Origin of the sequence: Cryptosporangium sp. NPDC051539 (assembly GCF_044454545.1) — a bacterium.
Lineage (GTDB): Bacteria > Actinomycetota > Actinomycetes > Mycobacteriales > Cryptosporangiaceae > Cryptosporangium.
Map to the genome: position 1 here is coordinate 129,753 of NZ_JBITDV010000017.1, position 21,337 is coordinate 151,089.

Consider the following 21,337-nt stretch of genomic DNA (forward strand, 5'->3'; position numbering starts at 1 on the left):
TCCTCACCCCCAGCCGCCCACGGCACGCAGGAACGTGCTGCCGCCGTCCAACGAGCGCCGGGCGCCTCCCGGCAGCTGGCTGAATGTCGCGACGCTCGAAGTCAGCGAGGTCCGTCCGGGCCTGCACTTCCCGAACGGGTTGAGACCGCAATGAATGGCGTTTGGCCGGGTAGCGGCATCCGATGGATCAGCGGTCGTAGAACTGTTTGCCGCGGTCGAGGGTGGTCACGTCTGCGGTGCCGGCGTTGCGGAATTCATCGGGCAGGCGTGCGCGGAGCCGGCCCTTGTGGAGAAGGTCCTGTGTCACGTTGTCGAGGGCTTTGAGTGCACGGATCAGTTCGTGTTCCTGGTCGCCGGCCAGGCGGTCGAGGGTGGTGATCGCGTCGACCATCGAGGTCAGTACCGCGGGGACCGTTCGTCCGTGGATGCCGGTCTCGGTTTTTTTGTCCGGGGCGGCGCCGAGGATCGTTCCGGCTGCTTGGAGGACTTCGATGCCGACGGCGGCGCCGGTGCCGTCGGTGACGATGAGAAACGCTACGGCGGCGACGGCGCCGCTGATGGTCAGAACAGCTTTCGCGGAGCTGTCGGTGGCGCACCAGCCGTCGAGGGACCTCAGGACTTTGAGGGTTTTCTGGCCGATCTCCCAGATGTCGGTGAGCAGGCGTCGGCGAACTTCGAGTTGCGCCTCAAGGGTCATCCCGAGCGCGGTCGCCAGTTGGGTCTGGTACTGCGCGGCGCGGTCGATCGCGGTGAGGTTCCCGGAGAAGGCGTCTGCGGCGTCGCCCTGCCAGGGCTTCATGTGGACTTCGATGTAGCCGAGCATCGTCGAGACCTCGGTGGCGTCGACGACCGGTCGGGTGAGCTGGGTGGTCGCGAATCCGCCGTCGCGTTCGGTCAGGCGCAGGGACGGCTGGATCGCGGTGGCGGTGCCGTAGAGTGCGCGGGCCATGGGCAGGCAGTCGTCCGGGTCGGGCATGGCATAGCCGGTGAAGAGGTCGGGGATGGTGCCGTATTCCTGCTGGAGGTAGGCGCGGAGGTTGGTCTTGTCGTCCGGCCGCCCGGAGGTGGGTGGCTGGTAGCCGGGGACCTGGGTCGGTGTGCCGGCCGCCGCGCGGTTGGCGTCGTTGTTCGCGCGTTCCTGCGCGGCTGCGAAGGCGGCGTCCTGGGTAAGGGTGAGGTGGATCGCGGCGTCCCGGATCTGGATGCCCAGAGCGTGAAGATCGGATTCGCTGCGGTAGGTGTAGGCCATCGTGGCTCACTCGTCGCCGGTGACGACGTCGGGTACCGGGCCGTCCGGCGCGCGTTCGTCGCGGGCTGTTTTGTGCGGCGGTGGGCCGTTCTTCCAGGCCGTGGTGACGATCCGGGCAGCTTCCTCGTCGGCGGAAATGTAGCCACCGACGACGTGCAGCATGATCGTGGCGGAATTCTGCATGTCGGTGGACGTTCCGCCGAGAGCGTCGCGGAGGTCGTCGCGTAATTGCGACCACAGTTCGTAGGAGGCGGTCATTCCGGCTCGGCGGCCGGGGAGAGCGAAGGCGGTGAGGTCGTAGTCGGCGGTGCCGGCCACGGCGTTGTTGAGGTGCGCGTAGGTCGCGCCGAGCGCGGGCAGATCGACGCGTCCGATGACGGCGAGCTGGATGAGATCCGCGGCCAGGTCCGATCCGTGCAGGGCCATGACGTCCTTCCGGTGCGGAGGTGGTCAGCAGGGGCCTTCGACGATGACGCGGCCGTCGAGGGTTTCTTTGCCCTGGACGATGGAGGCTTCGAGCCGGTCGAGGTCGGCGGTGGCGGGTGGGCGCAGGTTGGCGACCACGTCGGGCCCTCGGACGAGGGCGGCACGGGCGTAGAGCAGCTTCCCGGCGCGGTCTCGGACGAGCACGTTGACCTGGGGGGCGCACAGCGCGTTGTAGTTGGGGTCGGCGCGGAGCGTGCCGTGGACTTCCACGATGCTGCCGTCCCGGTCGTGGGTCAGCGGGGTGACGGTCGCGGTCGGCAGGTTGACTGCGGAACGGACGGCTTTGGCGTCGGTGACGCTGACCTGGATGCTGGTGATCTTGGCGTCGGAGGCGACGGCAGCCGTGGCGGCCAGGCCGACGGTCTGCCCGGCCAGGATGATCGGGAGGTCGGGCTGTTCGGAGCCCTCGCCGGGGGTGAGCGCTCGGCCGGTCGAGTCACGGAGCCGGGTGGTGAAGTCGATGAACGCGAGAGCTTGGGGACAGCGGTTGGTGACCGTCAGACCGATGAGGACGACGCTGCGCTCGACGTAGAAGCCGGACTCGGTGACCGTCGGCAGGCAGGCCGGAGCGCTGGTGGCCGGGGCGGTGGTGGCGCTGGGTGCCGCGGCGGTGTCGTCGTCGGAGGACGGTCCGGACGGGTCACCGCGATGGACCAGGGCCACGACGAGCACGATCACCGCGAGGACGGCTCCGATCGCGACCGCCAGGAAGCCGCGGGACCGTGTCACCGGGGTTCCCCCTTCACTGTGGAGCGGCCGGGGGCGCCCACGTCGTAGGTTGCTGCGGTAAGCAGTATCAGCCGGTCCTGGTACTCCTGGAGCGCCGCCGTGACCGCGGCGAGCAACTCGCTGAGGAACGTGTCCTCCGGGAGTGTGGACACCGCGCCGTCGGCGACGGAGACCTCCCAGCGCGCCAAAGCCCGGCTGCTGACCGCGACCCAGCCGTGTGGAGACCGCCCGGTGACGGTCAGGTGTTCGGCTCGGTCCAGGAAATCGCCGTCGGCCGCGGCTCGGTCCGGGGCGGGTTCCCCCAGGTAGGAGCGGGTCAGTTCGGTGTAGTCGCGGTGGTAGCGCGCCCACACGGTGGTGCCCAGCCGGCCGAGTTGCGCGGCGAGTTCCCGGTCGGAGTATGCGGCGTAGGCGCTGGCGCGGAACCTGATCCGTAGGTCGGATCGGCCTCGGATTTCCGCTGAGATCCGGCCGTCCGGAGAGTCGGCTCGCGCCGACAGGGCCTCGCGGCGGTCGCTCAGGGTGTCGTCCACCGGTCGTCCTTCCCGTGCGATGTCCCCAGCGGCGCCCGCGGTTGCCCGGTGACCGGCAGGCGTGCCGGTGCGGCGCCGTCGGGGATCCGCCGCCGTCGGCTCCGGACGAAGATCAAGGCCACCACCGCGACGACGACGCCGAGCAGCAAGACCAGGACGAGGACGCCTGCCAGGACCACAGCGGCGGATAGTCCCGACTGTGCCGTCACTGGTGCCGCAGCGGCGCTCGGGGAAGGGGTGTTCGCCGTGATGGGCGCCGGGTCGTTCAGGGCGTCGAGGACGTTCAGTCCGCCGTTGCCGTAGACGACGTCGGGTCCGCGGTCGCCGAGGTCGGTGGCGTGCCGGTAGAACAGCGCGGTGAGTTGCTCGGCGGTAAGCGTCGGGTATTTGGCGCGGGCGAGCGCGAAGGCACCGGCGACGATCGCGGTCGAGTAGCTGGTGCCGGTGCCCGGCGCGTAGGTGCCGGGTCCGGTCGGGACCGGGATGTCCGCGCCGGGTGCGGCCAGCCCGTTGCGTCCGTCCACTCCCTGCGACACCGGGTCGATGCGCCCGTCGGGTCCTAGTGCCACGACCGGGACGGTTCCGTCGAGTGCGGTCAGCGCACTGGGCAGGTCGTTGCCGGCGCCGACGATGACCGGCACGTTCTTGGCGCTGGCGGCGTCGAGGGCGGCGGGGAGGTCCGCGTCGAAGCTGACCGACAGCGAGATCGAGATGATGTCCGCGCCGTGGGTCAGCGCCCAGCGGATGGCGACCGTGACGTTGTTGGCGTCACCGAGCGACCCGTCGTAGCTGATCTTGATCGGCAGGATCGCCGCGTCGGGAGCTATGCCGAGGACGCCGTCACGGTTGCCGTTGCCGTGGCCGTGCCCGGCGATCAGGGCCGCCATCTGCGTGCCGTGGTACTCGCCGTTCTCGACCGCTTGCGGTTTGCCGGTGTAGATGTCGACGCCAGGCAGGACGTTGCCGGTCAGGTCGGGGTGATCGGTCTGGACGCCGTCGTCGATGACCGCGACGACGACGCCCTTTCCGCGAGAGAGCGCTTGGGCGTCGGTGACGTGCAGGTTGTCCATTTGCCAGGACTGGCTACGGACGCTGTCCGCCGCTGCGATTCCGGGGGAGACGGCGACCATCGCGGCGGCGCTGAGCGCGGTCAGCGCAGTGGCGAGACGTCGAGGGGTCCTCATGGGAGTCCGATCGCGGGTCCGGAAGCGTCCGGAGAAGGGGTACCAGGCGGCAGGACCACAGGGGGAGCTGACTGGTGCAGGGCGAAGGGTCTCCCCGGCGTCGGGGCTGTGTCATCCGTCGAGGCTGGTCGTGGGGCGGCGGGCCGAGTGTCGGCCGTCCGTTGCGTTGCCGGTGCGGTCCTTCCCCGCAAGGACGTGGATCCGGGCTCGCCGTCGCGCCGTTGTTCGGTCGGCCGGTGCTGATAGCGGCCGCCCAGCATGGGTGCCGTGCGACCTCGTTGCGCGGGCGCCGGTAGCGCCTGGGGCGCGCCGTCGGGGACAGGCGGCTGGGGTGGCGTGTGACGCGGGGGCCAGACCGGCCGGGGCGACGGTCGGGCGACCCGGATCCGGCGGACGGCAGGTTCGGGCCCCGTCGTGTGCGTCCTCGGTCGCGGTGAGACGTCCGCATCGAGTGGTGGTCCGTCGATCGGCGGCGGAACCGCGGCCGTAGGTGCGGTGGGTACCGAGGTGCTGCGCCCCTGGGAAGCTGCTGGGCGGATGTCCGGCCGCGCGACGGCTTGTCCGTGAGGCGCCGGGCCACGCTGTTCCGGACCACCGGGCACCACGCCGTCGGGGGCGGGGATGCGTCGTGCGGTCAGGGGGGTCGGCCCGCGACGCGCAGCACGGTCTGTTGGTTGCGCGGTACGGCCCCGCAACGTCGAGGGAATCGCTTCGGCGATCGGCGGAGTCCCCGGCGGCAGTGCCGTACGAATCCGGTCCGGCCCAGGCCGGACGACAGACCCGGGGCCGACCGGAGATCCAGGCCGCACGGGGGGTTCGGACCGGACGGGGAAGTCCGGCCGGACGGCGCGCCCCCGCAACGGCACCTCCGGCGCCGAGCCCACGCGCCGGGACGACGGCCCGGGCGGCGGCGTCGGAGTGCGACGTCCGCCCAGGACCGGAATCCGTGAGCGTGGCGTCGGCTCGGCCGGCGGAATTACGGGCCGAGGTCCCGTGCGCCCGGGCAGCAGCGGTCGCGGACCCGGCGGCGGGCCCGGTCGCCGAGATGCTGGAGGGTTACCGCCAATCGGCGGCCCGGCCGGGCGGCGGGGGGTGCCCGAGGGTGCTGCCACAACACCGGGACCGGGCGTGATGGGCACGCCCGGGTCACCGTTGACTGGCGCGCCGACGCCCGGTTGCTCGGCTGGAGGCGCCGGAACGACCGTCACACCAGCCAACGACGGTCCCCCTGGCGGACCGCCGGGGACCGTCGGCGGCACCGGTGCGCCGCGCGGCCCGGCGAAGGCCGGTGTGGGGTCCGGGCCAGTCGTGGAGCCCACCGAGATGCTGGTGTGGGTAGGCCCGCGGAATCGGATCGGGAGGCTCATCCCGGTCCCGGCCGTGTTCATGTGCGCGGCCAGCGACTGCACCAGCGGCAGCGCACGGGCGGTGTGGCGGGCGTCGATCTCGTCCTGGGGGATCGAGTCGCGCACTCGCCGCGTGACCGCGTCCCGGCCGGGTTGCCCGAGCCCGGTCGCGAGGAAGCCCAGCAGATCATTGACGTCGCGCGCTTGGAACAGCGCTCGATCGGCCGTGCGGCGGCCCTGTTCGCGTGTGGTCTCGGCTTTCCACTGCTGATAGTGCAGCTGGACCTGCGCTTTGGTCCGGCGAACGTCCTGGGCGATCCGGTCGATCGTCGCCGCGTGCTGCTCGGCGGCCGTCGACCACTCGTCCAGCGACGTCATCGCGGCGCCGACCCGCAAGGCGTAGGCCTCGGACGCCGGCCCGCTCCACCCGGTTCGCACGGCCTGCGTGTGCGTGGTGGTGCTGTGCCGGCTGGCGGCCAGCCGGGTGCTCAGGCGGCGCCATTCGGTGGCGACGCGCCCGATGGCGTCGGGATCGAGCGCTTGCACGATCGGCCACAACTGTTGGATGTGCGCGACGTTGCGGGTGTCGCTCCAATCGGTGACGCCCCAGCCGGGACCGCCGCCGGTCGGGTAGATGCCGGTCTCAGCGGCCCGTCCGGCGGGTGGCCCGGGCCGATATCCGAACTGGTCTTCGTCGCTCATGGTTGCAGGGGAGTCGGCTCGTCGCCGGTGACGACGGGTGACAGCGTCGGCGGGGTGAACGCGTTGATCACGTCCTCCACGGTGGCGCGCGAGAGCGCGTCGCCGTAGCCGTACTGGTCGGCGATCACCGTCGCGCCCTCGGCCAGCGCGGCCAGCCCACGTTCGACGTCGCGGACGAACAGACGAACGGCCCGCGAGTTCGCGTCGAGTACACCGGCCAGGAAGGCGGCTTCGGCCAGTGGTGCTACCAGTTCATCACCGTCGGTCGGTCCAGTCTGGGTCAGGCTCTGATGTCCGGCCAGCCGGTCGAGGAAATCAGACCCGAGTTCGGTGGCCACCGCCTGCGCTTCCTGCTCGCGCAGCGTCCTTCCGTAGTCCCGCAACTGCGTCGGCCTGGCCCGCAGTTCCTCGTCGTCGTTCGCCATCCGTGCCCCCGGTCACGCCACGATCCGCTCTGTCCTCCACCACATCAGGTCGAGGCGATCTTCACGCCGGAAACTCACAACGGGTGTTCAGAGTAACTACACACCGTCTCCGACATGCTCCACACACGAACCACAACCGGGGAAGGTTCAGCAACTCAGGCAGTCCGCGATGGTTCGTTCGCCGCTGGGCTCGGGGTGCCTTTACGTTCGGCTAAATGCTGGCAGGCGAGGACGGCCGCGGTGAGCGCGTCGAGGTGGGGCGCCAGCTGCTGGGGTATCCCGAGGCCGCAGTCTCGCGCGGCTTGCCGCAGATGAATCTCCTGGGCTGGGCGGAGTGCGGCAGCGCACCGCGGATGGGACAGCAGGTCGCGGATCGCGTATCCGTCGGTGTCGGCGCAGACCTGGTCGACGAGGTCGGCGGCCATCCGATCGGTACTCAGGTGGTCGAGGTATGAGAGGACGTCGAGCGCGCACAGTCCGAGCCGTGTCCTGAACATCGCGAGCCCTGGTGACTCCGCGGCCTGCCACCAGGTGTTCAGGATCGAGGCGACATCGGTGTCCGCGTGGGTGTCCGCGCGGATCAGGGTCGTCAGGCACATGATCACGGCGGTTTCCCACGGCTGCCCAGGCTGAGTGGTGAAGAGCAGGTGTAGCGCTTGGTCGTGCTCTCCGGCGGTGGCTAAGCCGAGGACGGCGATTTGTCGGCCGTCGAGGATGCGGGCCCCGATGCCTCCGTGACGTTGCTGGTGGGCCAGCGCGTCGCGCCACCGGCCGGCGCTGGCCAACGCCCGGCCGCCATCGGCGATCAACACGCTCCCGAACCACCGGCGGACCTGTTCGTGGTCGTCGTTGGTGGCCACGAGCCGCGACGCGAGCAGGGGCCGGTTCTCGACGACGATGTCGGTTCGGGTGGCAAGCGCGTGGTGGATGCGTTCGAGCAGGTCGAGCGCGGTAGAGGTCTGGCGGGCACGGATCCGGAGCCGGGCGAGATTCACCAGCGGCTCGAGGGCGTGTCGTGCTCGAACCGCATCCAGGGGTAGTGCGGACAGGCGCCGTGCCGCCTGGCCACGGCACCAGGCGGCGGCCAGGTCGGGCAGGCCACAATCGGAGGCCACGAGCGCGGCTTGGTTCTGGACGGCGGCTGCCGCGATCAGGTCAGTGAACCCTTTTCAACCTCTGTCTACTGAGGTCAGGGCGGTCGTGAGACGCAACGGAGCCCCCGGTAGGACGGCGATTGCTGAAGTCGTTCGTCCAAGACCAGGAGCTCCGGGTGCTTTCCTACCCGTCAGGGATGACCGTGTCCACTCGCGGGCTGAGGCTGCTCGCCGACGCCCTGCGTGGCCGCCGCCGTGAACTACGCACCCGGTGGCGGCGCCTGGACGCCGGCCGCCAGGCCCTCCTCGTCGTGGCCTACCTGCGGAAAGGTGAGACCTACGCGGACCTGGCCTGCGGGTTCACCATCGGTGTGAGCACCGTCTACCGATACGTCATTGAGGGCATCACGCTGCTGGCGGCGATGGCCCCGACCCTGGACGAGGCCATCGCGGTCGCAGGGGGCAAGGCCTACGTGATCCTCGACGGCAGCGTGCTGCGCATCGACCGCGTCGCGATGGCCAGCAAAAGAGACCGGCCGTACTACTCCGGGAAACACAAGAGCCACGGGGTGAACGTGCAGGTCGTCAGTGATCCGTCCGGCCGACTGATCTGGGTCTCACCGCCGATCCCCGGCGCCAGACACGACATCGCCGCCGCCCGCGAACACGAATCCTCGACGCGTTCGAGGCCGCCGGCGTCCAGGCGCTGGCCGACACCGGCTACCAAGGCGCAGGCCCGTCAGTCACCGTCCCCCAGCGTCGCCGCCGCAAAGACCCCGACACCGGGAAGTTCCGGCCGCTCTCGGCAGCGCAGAAAGACGTCAACACCGCCCACGCCCGGATGCGAGGCCCTGGCGAACGCGCGAACGCGCAGCTCAAGGCCTGGAAAATACTCCGGAAGATCCGCTCGAGCCCCAACCACGCCACCCGGCTGGTCAACGCGGTCCAAACCCTCATCCTCGCCGACTGAACCCAACTGAAAAAGGCTCAGTGCCTCGGCGAACGCGGCCTGATCGGCCTCCGCCTCGGCACGCTCGCGTTCCTTCTTCGGGGTAATGTAGAAGGTGGACTTCGACTGGGTGTAGCCCCAGGCCTCCGGGTCGGTGCAGACGATCACCGGCGTCGGGTTGTTGACCTCGCGCGGGATGAAGGCCGCGAAGCCCTGCCTGGTCTTGACGGCCTCGGGGTCCAAGGGTCGCCCGCGGTCGTCGAGCAGCGTCAAGGCTGCGGCTTCGCGGCAGCCCGACAGCCACTCCTTGGGCTGGGGGACGACCTTCACCCGGTTCCGTTCGAGGCCGGCCTTGAGTTCCGCGACGGCTGTCTTGCGGTCGCGGCGGCGCTGCTCCTCCGCGACGGCGTGTTGCATGCCCCAGTAGCCGGCGCGTTTGCTGACGAGCTTGTCCACGAGCGCGGGCTCGCCACTGAAGGCCTCCAGCGCCGGGACGTCGTCCAGTGCCAGCTTGTCCGCGTCCGCGTCCGCTGCCTGCTTGCGCGGCGTGCAGGAGACGTGCGAGGGCCAGGGCGGGACGGACCTGCCTTGCCGGACCGGCCGGATCGGCGACGGTGGGCGGGCAGCGACCCGGATCGCTGCTGGTGGGTCGGATCGGCGGGACGCGCTACGACGCTGACACCTGGGGGCAGTCGGGCAGCGTCGTGCGACGACACCGGCACCCCGGATGCCCGAAGCAGCCGGCGGGCACCTCGGTGACATGGGCACAGCCTCGGCTGGCTTGGGCGATCCGAGTTGGCCGCGGGTTTCCCGGCTTGACTCGGCTCCAGGTTGTGTGTGGATCGCGGTGAGTTCCGGACGTGTTGGTCCCGGCTTCCGGTGCGCCGTGGCCCCCAGGGATTTCCTGCTGGTTACGTCGTGCGGATCTGGCCAAGAGTGGCGGTAGCAGCGCAGAATGTGATCATGGGACGGCGTGGTCGACGGTCCGACGGGCAGTCGGATCGTCGTCGTGCGGTGCTCACATTCCTGACCGCGATGGTCAGTTGTGCCGCGTCCCCAGCCAGTGGATGGAGCGGTGCCCCCACCAAGGTCCAAGTGTTTTTGCTGGTACTGGCAGTCGGATCGGCATCCGTCGCTGCGTGGATCGCGTTGCCGTATCGAGCTTCATATAAAAAAATGGGCATGAGGGCAAGTGCCATTAGGCGGCGGGCGGGCAGTTTCGGCGAGGCGTCTGTTTCGCCCCGGGTTTGATGGAGGCATCGAACCCACGGGAGTATCGAGGTCATGGCGGCACCGAGGAAGTACCCGCAGGAGCTGCGTGAACGCGCAGTTCGGCTGGTGCTAGAAGCGAAGCAGGACCCGGCGACCAGGGTCGGCGCGATCCGGCGGATCGCCGGTCAGCTGGGCATCAATCATGAGACGTTGCGTAACTGGGTGACCCAGGTAGAGGTCGACGACGGTCACCGGCCGGGCACCACCAGCACGGACGCAGCAAGGATCGCCGAGCTCGAACGCGAGAATCGTGAATTGCGGCGGGCGAACGTGATTCTCAAGTCCGCGTCCGCTTTTTTCGCGGCGGAACTCGACCGCCCACAACGCTGATCATCACGTTGATCGACGCCCACCGGGACGCTTTCGGGGTCGAGTCGATCTGCGCTGTGCTGAGAGAAGCCGGAATCAAGATCGCCCCGCAAACGTACTATGCCGCCAAGAAACGAGCACCGTCAAGAAGGTCTGTCACGGACGCGGCGATGACGGCGCAGATCCGCCGTGTCCACGAGGAGAATTACCAGGTGTATGGAGCGGAGAAAGTCTGGACTCAGCTCAACCGGGAAGGCCACGCGGTGGCTCGCTGCACTGTGGAACGGCTGAAGCGCGCCGCCGGCCTGCAGGGAGTCCGCCGCGGTGGCCCGGCCAGGCCGCGCACGACCGTTCCCGGGACCGGACCGGACACCCGGGAGGACCTGGTCGAGCGACAGTTCGCCGCTCCCGGCCCGAACCGTTTATGGGTCGCCGACATCACTTATGTAAAAACGTTCAGCGGGTGGGTGTACGCGACGTTTGTCATCGACGTGTATTCACGGATGGTCGTCGGCTGGCAGGTCGCCGATAATCTCCGCACCAACCTCGCGCTGGACGCCCTGGAGATGGGCTTGTGGAACTGCGGTCGTCACGGCGCCGACCTGTCCGGATTAATTCATCATTCCGACAGGGGCGTCCAGTACGTTGCCGTTCGCTACTCGCAGCGCCTCGCCGAGGAGGGAGCCGTCGCGTCGGTCGGTTCCCGCGGCGATTCCTACGATAACGCACTCGCCGAAGCATTCAACTCGCTCTATAAGGCCGAATTGATCCGCGACAAAGGCCCGTGGCGTGGCCTCGACGACGTCGAGTACGCCAACGCCGAGTACATCGACTGGTTCAACCACCGGCGCATCCACGGCTCGCTCGGCAAGGTCCCACCGGCCGAGTACGAGACCATCCACTCAGGACCACAACCCGCCCCGGCGTCCGCCGGAGCGTAGGAACCCAGCCTCCATCAAAGCCGGGGCTTGACAACCCAGCAGCTGCTCGACACCGCGCACAACTCACTGTCATGCCGCGGGTCGCTCACGATGGAGGGCTACAAAAGCGTTTCCTGTGCGCCGCCCGGCAACGAGCACAGCCTCGCGCCGGGGAAATCATCTTGGCCGGCGAACGGGTTGCCCTATGCTCCCCGTTCACAGGCGACCGGCCGCAGTCCGGCCGCTACTCGTTGACGTTGAGGAGCCGCCGATGCCCCACGTGACGCTCTACGCGCTGGAGGAAGAGCTCGCCGGGCGCGAGCTCAGCCTTGTCGGGGAACTGACCAACGCTGTCGTGTCCGTGTACGGCGAGTGGGCTCGTGGCTCGGTGGACGTCAGGCTCATCGGCATCCCCGCCGGACGATGGGCGCGTGGCGGAGCGGTGGTCGATACGGCCGCGCCTTCCGTCACGTTCGGCATGCGCGAGGAAGTTTTCGCCCGTGAGGACGCAGCGGGCGTCGTCGCGCGGCTGGTGGCCGCGTTCACTGATGCCGTCGCTGCGGCGTTCGGCGACGGTTGTCGCGATGAAGTCCTCGTCGAACTCGTCGGCCAACCCACGACTCGGTCCGGACTTGGCGGGAAGGTCATCAGTAACGGCGCTGGCGGCTAACGCTCATCCGCTTGCCGCAGGCAGCGTGTGCTGCCACCACGCTCGGCGGCCGACCTTCAGTGGCCGCCAGGCGCGAGAGCGAGCAACCAGCGTGCGTGTAGAGGTCAGCGATCCGCCTTTAGACTAAAGCCGGTTACGACCGGTCCTTATTGGTAACGTATTGGTCCATAAGCCTCGCCAGATCCGGATATTGGGTGGGCTTAGCCGAAACTTCCTCTCGAATCGGCGGCGATAGTTGAAGCATTTGCACGCATGATTTTTCCCATTCTCGCTGTGACCGAGTCTGGGGTACTGTTCTATGGAAGAAAATTCCGACGGTTAGCACATGGCTATACATTGATGCCAACAAGCGCATGCGCGACTGCTCTTCCTCTGTGAGGGTCGAGCTACTTAATTGGCCGCCGCGAAACTGCGGAAGCAAGCGAGGCTCCTTTAGGAGCAAGCCCTGCACACCGTGCAGCCAGTTGAATAAGCTCTGCATGGTAGCGGCACCTGCCGTCGCATTCTGGACGGCCGTCTGTCGGGCGAGCCAACGGGCCTGCCACCCGGAGAAAATCAGAGATGCGACTGCGACGAGTACACCGACGACCGCGAGAATAGTAGTCAACCCAGTCCCCTTTCCCTGATGTCAGGGTCTCAGTTTGTCGCAACAATCTCCGCTTTGATGGGGGCGCGAAGACTCACTCACATGCCGCGATGACGGCGAAAGATCGGCCCTTGTGAGCCATCGTTTGACGGAGGACAGGGCGGCGCGCTCACGGCGAGCGTGTACTCCTGGGCGTCGTGGTGTTCGTCGCTGTACAGCGCGCGCCTCACCTGACGGTCGTTGCGGTAGAAAGCGACCCCCAGATGACTGAGGTCCAGGTTGGGGCTGTGGCTGGACACCTGGAGGGCGTCGGCGAGTCCGCCCAGATCGTTGGTCGCATCGCCCGGTGGTGTGCCCGGCCCCCGTACCACGATTTCAAGGCCGGTACCGGTCTCGACCGGCGTCCACGCCGTGTCCGCCGCAGCCTTTTGCGCCGCGCCCAGCAGCGCCGCGACCCGCGGAGCGTGCGGATGCCCGGTCCGAACACGGCCGAAGCCTGGCCCTTGGCCGGCGGTAGCCCTTGCGACGGTCACGCTGATCCTGGATGCATTGCTCGTCGCATGCTCTCCCCCGGGGCGTCGTCCGCGCTGACGACAGTCAGCTTCGTTCCGCCGCGCGCCGTCCGCGCCGGTCGGAGCCGTATCGCTCGACGAGCGTGTTGCCGATCGAGGCGAGGTGGTCTCGCACCCCCGGAGGGCCGGTCACCTCGAGGTATTCGACCAGCCCGGCAAGCTCGCCGGCGAGTATGTGTTCGTCGTTGCCGCGGATCACGACCTCGATGCGGCCGTCGGTCGTGGAACCTCCCACTTCGAGTCGAGCGCCGAATCCCATCCGGAGCACGCCTATCCCGTGGGGTGCACACACCGCCCGGGCCTCGAAGGGTGTTCGCTTGCGTTCGACCTCGTCGGCGACCTCGCGCCAGCTCTCGGCAAGGTCGAAGTCCTCGGTCCGGTGTACGGGATCGGTGGTCGGGTCGACGGATGACACGCGGTCGATCCGGAAGGTCCGCCGGCCGGTCTCGGTGTTGGCGACGAGGTACCACGACGGGCCTTTGGCGACGATTCCCAGCGGGTGAACGGTTCGCTCGGTTTCGGTGCGTTCGCGGTCGACGTAGCCGAGCCGGACCTGAACGCCGCGGATCACCGCGTCCTGGATCTCGTCGAGGAATCGAGGCGGTCGGGGCTCGACCCGGCTCGACCCCCATCGCTGCGGGTCCATGACGAGCGACGCCGCCGCCGCCTCGGCCTGCGCCCGGAACGGCTCCGGCAGGGCATGGACGAGCTTGCGCAGCGCAGCTTTCAGAACCGGCGTGACAGACGACGCCGGACCGGCGACCAGGAACAGGGCGCGGGCCTCACTCGCGGTCAGCCCGGACAGATCGGTGCGGGCACCGCCCACGAGGCGCCAGCCGCCGCCCCGGCCCCGCACGGAGTACACCGGCACGCCGGCCATGCCCAGGGCGTCGAGGTCGCGGCGGGCGGTGCGCTCGGAGATCTCCAGCTCCCGGGCGACCTCCGCTGCGGTCACCTGCTCGCGATGCTGCAGCAGCAGGAGGATGGCCATCAACCGGTCGGCTCGCACCCAGACAACTCTTCCTCGGAAACCGGTCAGGGGATGACCGGTATTGGTCGGCAAGCTGCCGACATGACCATCGATTTTCCCGAGCCCACCCGCATTTTGGTCAACGGTGTGGAACTCGAAGTCTTCGAAGCCGGTCGGCAGAACGCCGGAAACCCCATCGTGCTCTGTCACGGCTGGCCGGAGCACGCGTTTTCCTGGCGCTATCAAATGCCGGCCCTGGCCGCGGCGGGCTACCACGTCATCGCGCCGAACCAGCGGGGTTACGGCAACTCGTCCCGTCCCACCGAAGTGACGGACTACGACATCGCACACCTGTCCGGTGACCTCGTCGCCCTCCTCGACCACTACGGCTACGCGGATGCCACCTTCGTCGGCCATGACTGGGGCGCATTCGTCGTCTGGGGCCTGACCCTGCTGCACCCGGACCGGGTCAACGGCGTGGTGGCACTGAGTGTGCCCTACCAGGAGCGCGGGGAGACGCCCTGGATCGAATTCATGGAGGGCGTGCTCGGCGCCGACTTCTATTTCGTCCACTTCAACCGGCAGCCGGGCGTCGCGGATGCCGTGTTCGAGCAGAACCCGTCCCAGTTCCTTCGCAACCTGTACCGGCAGAACGTGCCTCTCGCAGAGCCTCAGCCGGGCAACGCGTTGATCGACCTCGCCAGAGCGGAAGCCCCACTCGGTGAGCCGATCATGAGCGACGGCGAGCTGGCCGTCTTCGTCTCGGCCTTCGAGTCGTCAGGGTTCACCGGAGGAATCAACTGGTACCGGAACCTGGACCGCAACTGGCACCTGCTGGCGGACGCGGACCCGATCGTCCGACAGCCCACCCTCATGATCTACGGCGACCGCGACACGGTCGCGAAGGCCGAAAGGCTGACCGAGTTCGTGCCGAACGCGGAAGTGGTCAGTCTGGACTGCGGCCATTGGATCCAGCAGGAGAAGCCGGAGGAAACGACCGAGGCGATTCTGAAGTGGCTGGACCAGCGGGACGCCGTCCAGCACTGGGAGCCCCCGGGTCGTAGTCGCTGATCATGTCCCTGCGCCGCGGGTTGGTGGAGCCAGCTGTCAACCCGCCGTGCTGAAGAACTCAGGGGTGGGCGCTCAGTCGGCCCGCGACGCGGCGCAGGTCGGTTCGATGCATTCGGTCCGACTCCGTCCCGTACCGGCGAAGACGTGGACGAGCGTAGGTCCGGGCGCCGCTCAGCGACGTCCGCATTTGCCGCAGATGGATTGGTGGGTGGCTCCTGACCTGGACGTGGTGCGGCCCGGAGCGCGTGTTCGCGTTCCGGGCCGGGGTGCTGGGGTGGTTCAGTTGCAGTAGTTGTAGTCCCAGCAGTCGTTGTAGTGCTTGCGGTGGTGGCGGCGACGGGGGCGGCAGTCGTAGTCGTACGAGTTGTCGTTGCAGTCGTACGAGTAGTCGTAGTCGTAGCAGCCGCTCATGTCGTCCAGCCTCCAGGAGAAGTGTTCCGCGGGGTGTGCCCCCGTCCTGGAACCAGATTCGCGTAGGAACCGCGGTGGCTCGTTCGGGGTGGCGACGCCGGCAACGTTCGGTTCCGAACACTCGATCCGCCGCGCTCTCCTGCCGCGCTGCGGGCGCGTAGCGTCTGCTATTTCCGCGCCGCGACTGTTCGGCCGGGCAGCCCTGCTCCACGAGGCGTTTGAGGTTGACTCGGGTGCTTTCGATTTTCTCCACCGTCATCGGCAACCCGTAGCGCTGGCGGTCCGGTTGGCCGCCTCGAGCGGAGTGATGGCCACGCCATCGCGGGTCAGCCCGCAAAATAGGGGTTCGACACCAGGGCTTTGGCTCGCCGTCCCGGGTGACGAAGCGCGACACTCGCCCTCGTGACCGCAGCAGTGGGCGGCGGTCCGGGCGGAAGGGCGGGGCCCATGGAGACGAAGATTGACGAGATCGCTCCCGATGTCTTCCGGATCTCGACCGTTGTGCCGGAGGTGGCGCCCGGGGGGTTCGGATTCAACCAATTTCTCGTGCGGGACGAGGAGCCGTTTCTCTTTCACACCGGAATGCGGCAACTGTATCCGCTGGTGTCGGATGCGATCGGAAGGATCCTGCCCCTGCAGGACCTGCGGTGGATCTCGTTCGCCCACGTCGAGGCGGACGAATGCGGTGCTATGAACTTGCTGCTGAGGGACGCGCCGCGGGCGGAGGTCGTGCACGGCGCGCTGGCCTGCATGGTTTCGCTCAACGATCTCGCAGACCGGCCGCCGCACGTCATCGGGGACGAGACGCTCGACCTGGGCAGCCGCCGTCTGCGGTTCCTTCCTACGCCGCACGTCCCGCACAACTGGGAGAGCGGGCTCTGGTACGACGAAACAAACGAATTGCTGTTCGCCGGCGACCTTCTGACCCAGATTGGGGACGGCCCGGCGCTCACCAGCGACGACATCGTCGAGTCCGCGCTGCGGGCCGAGGAGATCTTCCACAGCACCGCGTTGTCTGCCGATCTGGCGCCGACGCTGGAGCGGTTGGCCCAGTTGCAGCCCACCACGTTGGCCGTGATGCACGGCTCGTCGTTCCAGGGCAACGGCGCGACCGCCCTGCGGGCACTGGCCTCCGGTTATGCCGCCGCGGCCGCCGACCAGGCCTGAGCAGCGGGTGCCGCCCGATCCCTATAGTCGGCCGACTTGGCGCCGTCCAGGCGGCGCTGGCGTTTCTTCACGATTGCGGGCTCGAAAGTGCCGTCGCGGTCGCGGGGAACCTCGATCTGGACCGGGCCGATCTCGGTCAGCACTGTCTTGGTGCGGGTGCCGTTACGCGAGTTGCCCGAATGGTGCCCGGCGGGGTCGTGCTTGTCATAGCCGAGGTGTTCGGTCAGTTCCGCGTCCAGCGCGGTCTCCAGCACGGTCTTGGTCAGCCCGGACAGCAACCCGCCGGGGCCGATGAGCTCCACGCCTTCCGCGCGTGCGGCCTCGACGAGTTGTTCTGCGAGTTTCTGCTGGTCAATCCGGGTCGCCATGTCCTCGATGGTGTCCGTCATGTCCTGCTCCTCCCCGCCAAGCAGCGTGTGCTCGGCGTGTCAGACCAGGCCAGTTACACCGTTAGAAAGACAGTCCCTGGAAATCGTGCACGTCCGGTTCTGAGGGGGCGGCGGCGCAGCAATGCGCCGCCCCTACCCGGCCTGACATCGGGACTGTCAGACGTGGCTGCTGGTAGTGAGCTCTAGGTTCGGAGGTCGAGCAGGGGTACCAGTGCGTGCGCGAAGCTCACCGGTTCCGCGCTTGCGCCGAGGTGGTTGCCGGGCAGGTCGATGAGGGGCAGACCTAGCTGATCGGCTAAGGCGTGGGCGGCTCGTCGCGCCAGCTGATGATGGCTCGACGAGCCGGCGCACACGGTGAGTCTGGTCTGTTGTAGGGCCTGGATATCGGGTTGGTAGAAGACGGTGGGGCCGGCCATTTGGCCGAGGAAGTAGCGGTTCTTCTCGAGCTCTTCAGCCGGCAGGCGCGGCAGAGCCATGTGCTGGGGAGGCGTCTGTTCCGGTCCTGTGTGATGGGCGGCTGCGCTGAGGTCGAAGAACTCCTGGACCGCCCGCTGCGGATCGGTTTCGGCGACGGCGAACGCCGACGCGGCGCGTTCGGCGAGTTCGGTGTCGTCGAGGAGCGTGATCAGGGGCGGCTCGTGCAGCACGGCTGATCTGAGGAGGTGTGGGTGCTGTGTGGCCAGTTCGAGGACGGTCACGGCCCCGCCGCTCGTTCCGAGGAAGCGGGCCGGCTCCCCGGTGAACGCGTCGATCAGCACGGCGAGGTCCTGCGCGAGGACGTGCGGAGTCGGTCGAGCCATTCCGGGCGTCCTCGGACTGGCGCCGATGCCGCGCGGATCGTGGGTGACTACGGTGTAGTGCGCTGCGAGTTCGGTCGCGAGGGCTGTGAACCCGGCTCGCCCGGCCGGCGCGCCGACGAGGAAGAGCAGTGGTCCCTCGCCCCGGACGCTGTAGGTGATGGTTGTGTCGGGGCGCTCGAGGATGGCGGGGGAGTTCTCAGCGAGATCGGTGTAGTCGGCGATCTTGCGGGTGATCACCTCGAGAGCACGGTCGAGGGCCGCACGGCGCTCCAGGACGCGGCGACGATGGGCGTCGAGCAGGTCCAGCCGCAAGCGGGAGGGGTCGGTGGCCGCGGCGTCGGCGCTGGTGAACTGCGCGATGTCGGACAGGGGCATTCCCGTTTCTCGCAGGTGGACCAGCATGTCGATCAACTCGACGTCGGTGGTCAGGTACTGACGCCGTCCAGCAGCGTCGCGCCGCGGGGTCGGCAGGATGCCCTGCCGCTCGAAGTACCGCAGTGTGTCGGGCTCGAGACCTGCACGCGCGGCGACCTCTGAGATGCCGAATGGTTTCTCTGGCTCATTGCGCACGATGAAAGCCTGCTACCTGGATCCCGGTTCAGGTCAAGCGACGGGTCTCCCGCTTGGCATCCGAGGACAAGCAACCCGCGTTCCCGGGGCAGCACTCAGGCACCGAGGCGAGGGCGAGAGGCGTTCGGAGGACGACTTCGGGTTGGACTCTCCACGGATCGCTCATGCCGCTGATCGTCAGAGCGCTGTGTCGGGGCGCAGAAATGAGAGTTTCGATGACCGTCAGCGCAGGTCGATGCGATGCGCACGTGAGTCAGCCGTCTCGCCTTACGGGCTGACGGCCCGTGCGAGTACTCACCGCTCGACGAGCCAGCAGTGACCTTGAGCAGTCCAGCGACTCCCGTCGAGGGGTGGGCAGTCCGGAAGGCAGGCATGCAGACGTCCGGCCGACAGTTGTGGCGTGTCTCGGTGAGGGGCGTGGTCTTCCTGCGGGGCCGGGTGCTTCTGCTGGTTGGTCGACCAGGACACTGCGCCGACGCTCTCCGACGAACACATCGAGCTGCACCTGTTCAGCCCCGACGACATCGAGGGACTACCGATGCCGGACGGGTACCGGGCGTCAATCCGGGCGATGCAAGCGCTGGAACCCCAGCCCTAACCAGCGAGGTGCACCGGGCGCCCGACACCGCCAGAGCCGCAAGCGCGATCGCCGCGCTGTCGTTGGCGACAGAATCGCTTGCGTCCATTTTTCTAGGATGGCAGCGGTGCGCGCCGCGAGTGGGTGAATCCGCCGCTCCATGACGGCGAAGGGAACATCCGCTTCTGCCGCCGTTCGTCAGGTCGCCGGCCGTGTTCTGCTCTGCGGACGGGCTGGGCGGCGTTCCATCCGCCGCCGTCCATGGCAGAACGCACGGCAGCGTCTGGGTGGGAATGCTCCGGAAGGCCTTGACCGGCTGGTCGTGCCCCCTCGCCGCGAGCGTGGTCGCTACGAGGTGCGAAACGAAAGCATCGCGACCGTGTGCTCCTGGCCGGTCATCGGCCAGGAGCGGCGGGTCGACCGGACGTGCGGGGCCGGAACTGTGCCGTGGGAGGGCCGCGCTGTCAGCCCGCTCGACGGCGCCCACCGTGGTACGCGCCGCCGAGGACGGTGACCGTCAGGTCCGCGCGTAGTACGCGCGGCTCTGACGCGTGGCCACCAACAGCAAGAGGGCGACGATCGGCAGTGCTGCCGGAAGGAGCGTGGGCCAGTTGTCGGCGAGTTGGCCTGCCGCGTCTTTCGATGAGTCGGGGTCGGACGTGGCGTCGCCGAACACCGCGTAGATCTGGAGAATCGTGATGACGACGGCGACGACGTAGGCACCCCGTCCGCCTTGCCAGACTCCGCGCAGGACGAGGAACCAGACGGGTAGGAAGACGGCGGAGAGGACCGCCGCGATCCAGTTGCCGTCCAGCGCAGCCTCCACCGCGAACCACACCAGCCGGATCGGAGCGAGGACGAGCAGCCCGAGCGCAATGATGACGGGCGTCGGAGGGCGTCGTGCGGGCAAATCTGGCGGCGTCATCGCGGCCCTGCATTCGTGATGGTGTGCAGCGGTGTGGTGTTCAATGAGACCCCCGTGGATGGTCGGGACGGCGACGTCCACAAGGGTCGAGGTCAGCGCCGGCATGGTTGGTTTCCGCGCTGACATTGCATCTGTGCCCTCCGCGTCATTCGCGCCGGTCTCCGCGTCTGGGTCGGCGACGGCCGTGCGGTGTTCACTCGTCATCGCCGCAGTCAGCCCGACCGTCGCCAAGGTGCAGCCCTTCCACCTGTACGACAGCGGAATCGCGTGCCGGCGACGGGCGCGCCTTGCTCATCCAGCCGAACAGAACCCCAAAGGGTTCGACTTCCGAAGTTCTTTGATGCCGCCGATAGCTGGCTGGGTGCCGGCTCGGTCCAGACGTAGAGCGGCCCGGAGCGCGGGTTTCGCGTTCCGGGCCGGGGTGCTGGGTGGTTCAGTTGCAGTAGTTGTAGTCCCAGCAGTCGTTGTAGTGCTTGCGGTGGTGGCGGCGACGGGGGCGGCAGTCGTAGTCGTACGAGTTGTCGTTGCAGTCGTACGAGTAGTCGTAGTCGTAGCAGCCGCTCATGTCGTCCAGCCTCCTGAGGTTGTTCGGCGGGGTGTGTCCCCGTCCTGAAACCAGGTTCGCGCGGAACGGCTCTCCGCTCGATCGCCGGGACGACGCCGCGAAGGTTCGGTTCCCAACACTTTCCCTAGAGAGAGCGTGGCTACGCGAGGACGGTCGCGATCTTGGCTGACGGAAGCCTTCCATGCGTCCGGGTCGTATCCGGGTGGTCCGCGGGCGACAAACCGCAGGCGGACGTGGCCACGCCCGTGATGGACCGGGTCGATGCGGAGGTCGTGTTCCAGCGATTCCCAGCTTCGAACCCTGTCCCCTCCCTGAGAGGACTCCGCTGGGTCGGCGGCCCACGCGGTGAGTGTGCGGCTGTGACTCGCGCCGGATCGGGTGGTCTCGGCGCGGTTGGCCGTGGAGCGGCGTGGCCGCGCCGTCACGCGGCCGGTGCCGCCGTGGGCGCGGGCGTCGGCGAACGGTCCGTCGGCGATCAGCACCTCGCCGTTACGGACCCGGACGGTGGTGGAGTCGGCGATCGGCTGTAGGCGGTTGCCCAGTTTTCGTATCCCGCGGGTCTCCATTTCGGTGATCCACGGCTCGGGATCCGCGTCTTCTTCGACGTCCTCGTCCACGCACACCAGCATGAGGTACCTCATGTCGCCTCCTGATCGTCGGTTCGTTTCTAGACCGACGATCAGCGATGGTGTGGAATCGACACGTCATTGCCCTCGACCTGTGAACCGCTGCCGCCGCCACCCCGCGGGCCGTCGAGCCGGATCGGCGCGGACTAGCCTCAATACCGGTAACTTAGGTCTAATTCGGTCGTTGGTCAGGTCGTGCCACGTGCGGGTCAGGTAAAGGTCGTCGGTGAGCGGTTGTCG

19 protein-coding genes, 2 pseudogenes and 1 other annotated feature are annotated in these 21,337 nt (G+C 68.2%); of the genes and pseudogenes, 6 read left to right on the top strand and 15 right to left on the bottom strand.

The window, feature by feature from the left end:
• Positions 1 to 187: 187 nt before the first annotated feature.
• From ACIBZJ_RS39205 to ACIBZJ_RS39235, 7 genes are all read right to left on the bottom strand, one after another.
• On the bottom strand, positions 188 to 1,249 hold the full coding sequence (locus tag ACIBZJ_RS39205; protein WP_395938701.1) for a hypothetical protein: 1,062 nt from the start codon (positions 1,247 to 1,249) through the stop codon (positions 188 to 190).
• A 6-nt stretch (positions 1,250 to 1,255) separates the two neighbouring features.
• Positions 1,256 to 1,675 (bottom strand): hypothetical protein, encoded by a 420-nt coding sequence (locus tag ACIBZJ_RS39210; protein WP_395938702.1) that lies wholly within the window; start codon positions 1,673 to 1,675, stop codon positions 1,256 to 1,258.
• Positions 1,676 to 1,699: 24 nt separating this feature from the next.
• Positions 1,700 to 2,464 (bottom strand): hypothetical protein, encoded by a 765-nt coding sequence (locus ACIBZJ_RS39215; RefSeq protein ID WP_395938703.1) that lies wholly within the window; start codon positions 2,462 to 2,464, stop codon positions 1,700 to 1,702.
• The gene (locus ACIBZJ_RS39220; RefSeq protein WP_395938704.1) at positions 2,461 to 2,997 is read right to left on the bottom strand and encodes a hypothetical protein; all 537 of its coding nucleotides are present in this window, start codon (positions 2,995 to 2,997) and stop codon (positions 2,461 to 2,463) included. The genes ACIBZJ_RS39215 and ACIBZJ_RS39220 overlap by 4 nt, the downstream gene beginning before the upstream one ends.
• Positions 2,982 to 4,181, bottom strand: a complete 1,200-nt coding sequence (locus tag ACIBZJ_RS39225; RefSeq protein WP_395938705.1) for a S8 family peptidase — start codon at positions 4,179 to 4,181, stop codon at positions 2,982 to 2,984. The genes ACIBZJ_RS39220 and ACIBZJ_RS39225 overlap by 16 nt, the downstream gene beginning before the upstream one ends.
• A 2,044-nt stretch (positions 4,182 to 6,225) precedes the next feature.
• Positions 6,226 to 6,654 (bottom strand): hypothetical protein, encoded by a 429-nt coding sequence (locus ACIBZJ_RS39230; protein WP_395938706.1) that lies wholly within the window; start codon positions 6,652 to 6,654, stop codon positions 6,226 to 6,228.
• A gap of 155 nt (positions 6,655 to 6,809) precedes the next feature.
• The gene (locus ACIBZJ_RS39235; RefSeq protein WP_395938707.1) at positions 6,810 to 7,649 is read right to left on the bottom strand and encodes a hypothetical protein; all 840 of its coding nucleotides are present in this window, start codon (positions 7,647 to 7,649) and stop codon (positions 6,810 to 6,812) included.
• Positions 7,650 to 7,924: 275 nt separating this feature from the next.
• On the opposite strand from ACIBZJ_RS39235, the pseudogene ACIBZJ_RS39240 reads away from it, so the two are divergent.
• The 3 genes and pseudogenes from ACIBZJ_RS39240 (at position 7,925) to ACIBZJ_RS39250 (ending at position 11,868) form a co-directional block, all read left to right on the top strand.
• Positions 7,925 to 8,718, top strand: a pseudogene (locus ACIBZJ_RS39240) (transposase family protein).
• A 1,263-nt stretch (positions 8,719 to 9,981) separates the two neighbouring features.
• A protein-coding gene (locus ACIBZJ_RS39245) for an IS3 family transposase (RefSeq protein WP_395938708.1) occupies positions 9,982 to 11,219 on the top strand; the annotation gives its coding sequence in 2 pieces (ribosomal slippage) (positions 9,982 to 10,267 and positions 10,267 to 11,219; 1,239 coding nt in all).
• Positions 10,260 to 10,388: a sequence feature (AL1L pseudoknot), on the top strand. (Overlaps the previous gene by 129 nt.)
• A gap of 250 nt (positions 11,220 to 11,469) precedes the next feature.
• Complete coding sequence (locus ACIBZJ_RS39250) at positions 11,470 to 11,868, top strand: hypothetical protein (protein WP_395938709.1); 399 nt, start codon at positions 11,470 to 11,472, stop codon at positions 11,866 to 11,868.
• 684 nt (positions 11,869 to 12,552) lie between these two features.
• On the opposite strand, the gene ACIBZJ_RS39255 is transcribed toward ACIBZJ_RS39250, so the two are convergent.
• Both ACIBZJ_RS39255 and ACIBZJ_RS39260 read right to left on the bottom strand, forming a co-directional pair.
• Positions 12,553 to 12,987: a hypothetical protein gene (locus tag ACIBZJ_RS39255; protein WP_395938710.1), complete on the bottom strand. Its 435-nt coding sequence runs from the start codon at positions 12,985 to 12,987 to the stop codon at positions 12,553 to 12,555.
• Between the two features lie 64 nt (positions 12,988 to 13,051).
• Positions 13,052 to 14,035, bottom strand: a complete 984-nt coding sequence (locus ACIBZJ_RS39260) for a helix-turn-helix transcriptional regulator (RefSeq protein WP_395938711.1) — start codon at positions 14,033 to 14,035, stop codon at positions 13,052 to 13,054.
• 33 nt (positions 14,036 to 14,068) lie between these two features.
• On the opposite strand from ACIBZJ_RS39260, the gene ACIBZJ_RS39265 reads away from it, so the two are divergent.
• The gene (locus ACIBZJ_RS39265) at positions 14,069 to 15,067 is read left to right on the top strand and encodes an alpha/beta fold hydrolase (protein WP_395938721.1); all 999 of its coding nucleotides are present in this window, start codon (positions 14,069 to 14,071) and stop codon (positions 15,065 to 15,067) included.
• Positions 15,068 to 15,346: 279 nt separating this feature from the next.
• On the opposite strand, the gene ACIBZJ_RS39270 is transcribed toward ACIBZJ_RS39265, so the two are convergent.
• Positions 15,347 to 15,478 (bottom strand): hypothetical protein, encoded by a 132-nt coding sequence (locus ACIBZJ_RS39270; RefSeq protein WP_395933060.1) that lies wholly within the window; start codon positions 15,476 to 15,478, stop codon positions 15,347 to 15,349.
• Between the two features lie 447 nt (positions 15,479 to 15,925).
• Between ACIBZJ_RS39270 and ACIBZJ_RS39275 the strand changes: the two genes are divergently transcribed.
• Positions 15,926 to 16,645, top strand: a complete 720-nt coding sequence (locus ACIBZJ_RS39275; protein ID WP_395938722.1) for an MBL fold metallo-hydrolase — start codon at positions 15,926 to 15,928, stop codon at positions 16,643 to 16,645.
• A 47-nt stretch (positions 16,646 to 16,692) separates the two neighbouring features.
• Here ACIBZJ_RS39275 and ACIBZJ_RS39280 read toward each other — a convergent pair.
• Both ACIBZJ_RS39280 and ACIBZJ_RS39285 read right to left on the bottom strand, forming a co-directional pair.
• Positions 16,693 to 17,034: pseudogene (locus ACIBZJ_RS39280) on the bottom strand (transposase); the annotation flags it as partial.
• Between the two features lie 182 nt (positions 17,035 to 17,216).
• The gene (locus ACIBZJ_RS39285; protein ID WP_395938712.1) at positions 17,217 to 18,404 is read right to left on the bottom strand and encodes an alpha/beta fold hydrolase; all 1,188 of its coding nucleotides are present in this window, start codon (positions 18,402 to 18,404) and stop codon (positions 17,217 to 17,219) included.
• Positions 18,405 to 18,855: 451 nt separating this feature from the next.
• Between ACIBZJ_RS39285 and ACIBZJ_RS39290 the strand changes: the two genes are divergently transcribed.
• The gene (locus tag ACIBZJ_RS39290) at positions 18,856 to 19,002 is read left to right on the top strand and encodes a hypothetical protein (protein ID WP_395938713.1); all 147 of its coding nucleotides are present in this window, start codon (positions 18,856 to 18,858) and stop codon (positions 19,000 to 19,002) included.
• Positions 19,003 to 19,498: 496 nt separating this feature from the next.
• On the opposite strand, the gene ACIBZJ_RS39295 is transcribed toward ACIBZJ_RS39290, so the two are convergent.
• The 3 genes from ACIBZJ_RS39295 to ACIBZJ_RS39305 form a co-directional block, all read right to left on the bottom strand.
• On the bottom strand, positions 19,499 to 20,137 hold the full coding sequence (locus tag ACIBZJ_RS39295) for a hypothetical protein (RefSeq protein ID WP_395938714.1): 639 nt from the start codon (positions 20,135 to 20,137) through the stop codon (positions 19,499 to 19,501).
• A gap of 202 nt (positions 20,138 to 20,339) precedes the next feature.
• Positions 20,340 to 20,471, bottom strand: coding sequence for a hypothetical protein (locus ACIBZJ_RS39300; RefSeq protein WP_395933060.1), 132 nt, complete (start codon positions 20,469 to 20,471; stop codon positions 20,340 to 20,342).
• Positions 20,468 to 21,112: a DUF6228 family protein gene (locus ACIBZJ_RS39305; RefSeq protein ID WP_395938715.1), complete on the bottom strand. Its 645-nt coding sequence runs from the start codon at positions 21,110 to 21,112 to the stop codon at positions 20,468 to 20,470. The genes ACIBZJ_RS39300 and ACIBZJ_RS39305 overlap by 4 nt, the downstream gene beginning before the upstream one ends.
• Between the last annotated feature and the right edge of the window lie 225 nt (positions 21,113 to 21,337).

What these genes read in the sequence shown, in the direction of transcription:
- ACIBZJ_RS39225 (WP_395938705.1), bottom strand. Translation starts at nt 4,181, where the DNA reads ATGAGGACCCCTCGACGTCTCGCCACTGCGCTGACCGCGCTCAGCGCC.
- ACIBZJ_RS39205 (WP_395938701.1), bottom strand. Translation starts at nt 1,249, where the DNA reads ATGGCCTACACCTACCGCAGCGAATCCGATCTTCACGCTCTGGGCATC.
- ACIBZJ_RS39270 (WP_395933060.1), bottom strand. Translation starts at nt 15,478, where the DNA reads ATGAGCGGCTGCTACGACTACGACTACTCGTACGACTGCAACGACAAC.
- ACIBZJ_RS39210 (WP_395938702.1), bottom strand. Translation starts at nt 1,675, where the DNA reads ATGGCCCTGCACGGATCGGACCTGGCCGCGGATCTCATCCAGCTCGCC.
- ACIBZJ_RS39300 (WP_395933060.1), bottom strand. Translation starts at nt 20,471, where the DNA reads ATGAGCGGCTGCTACGACTACGACTACTCGTACGACTGCAACGACAAC.
- ACIBZJ_RS39305 (WP_395938715.1), bottom strand. Translation starts at nt 21,112, where the DNA reads ATGAGGTACCTCATGCTGGTGTGCGTGGACGAGGACGTCGAAGAAGAC.
- ACIBZJ_RS39250 (WP_395938709.1), top strand. Translation starts at nt 11,470, where the DNA reads ATGCCCCACGTGACGCTCTACGCGCTGGAGGAAGAGCTCGCCGGGCGC.
- ACIBZJ_RS39265 (WP_395938721.1), top strand. Translation starts at nt 14,069, where the DNA reads ATGACCGGTATTGGTCGGCAAGCTGCCGACATGACCATCGATTTTCCC.
- ACIBZJ_RS39230 (WP_395938706.1), bottom strand. Translation starts at nt 6,654, where the DNA reads ATGGCGAACGACGACGAGGAACTGCGGGCCAGGCCGACGCAGTTGCGG.
- ACIBZJ_RS39275 (WP_395938722.1), top strand. Translation starts at nt 15,926, where the DNA reads ATGGAGACGAAGATTGACGAGATCGCTCCCGATGTCTTCCGGATCTCG.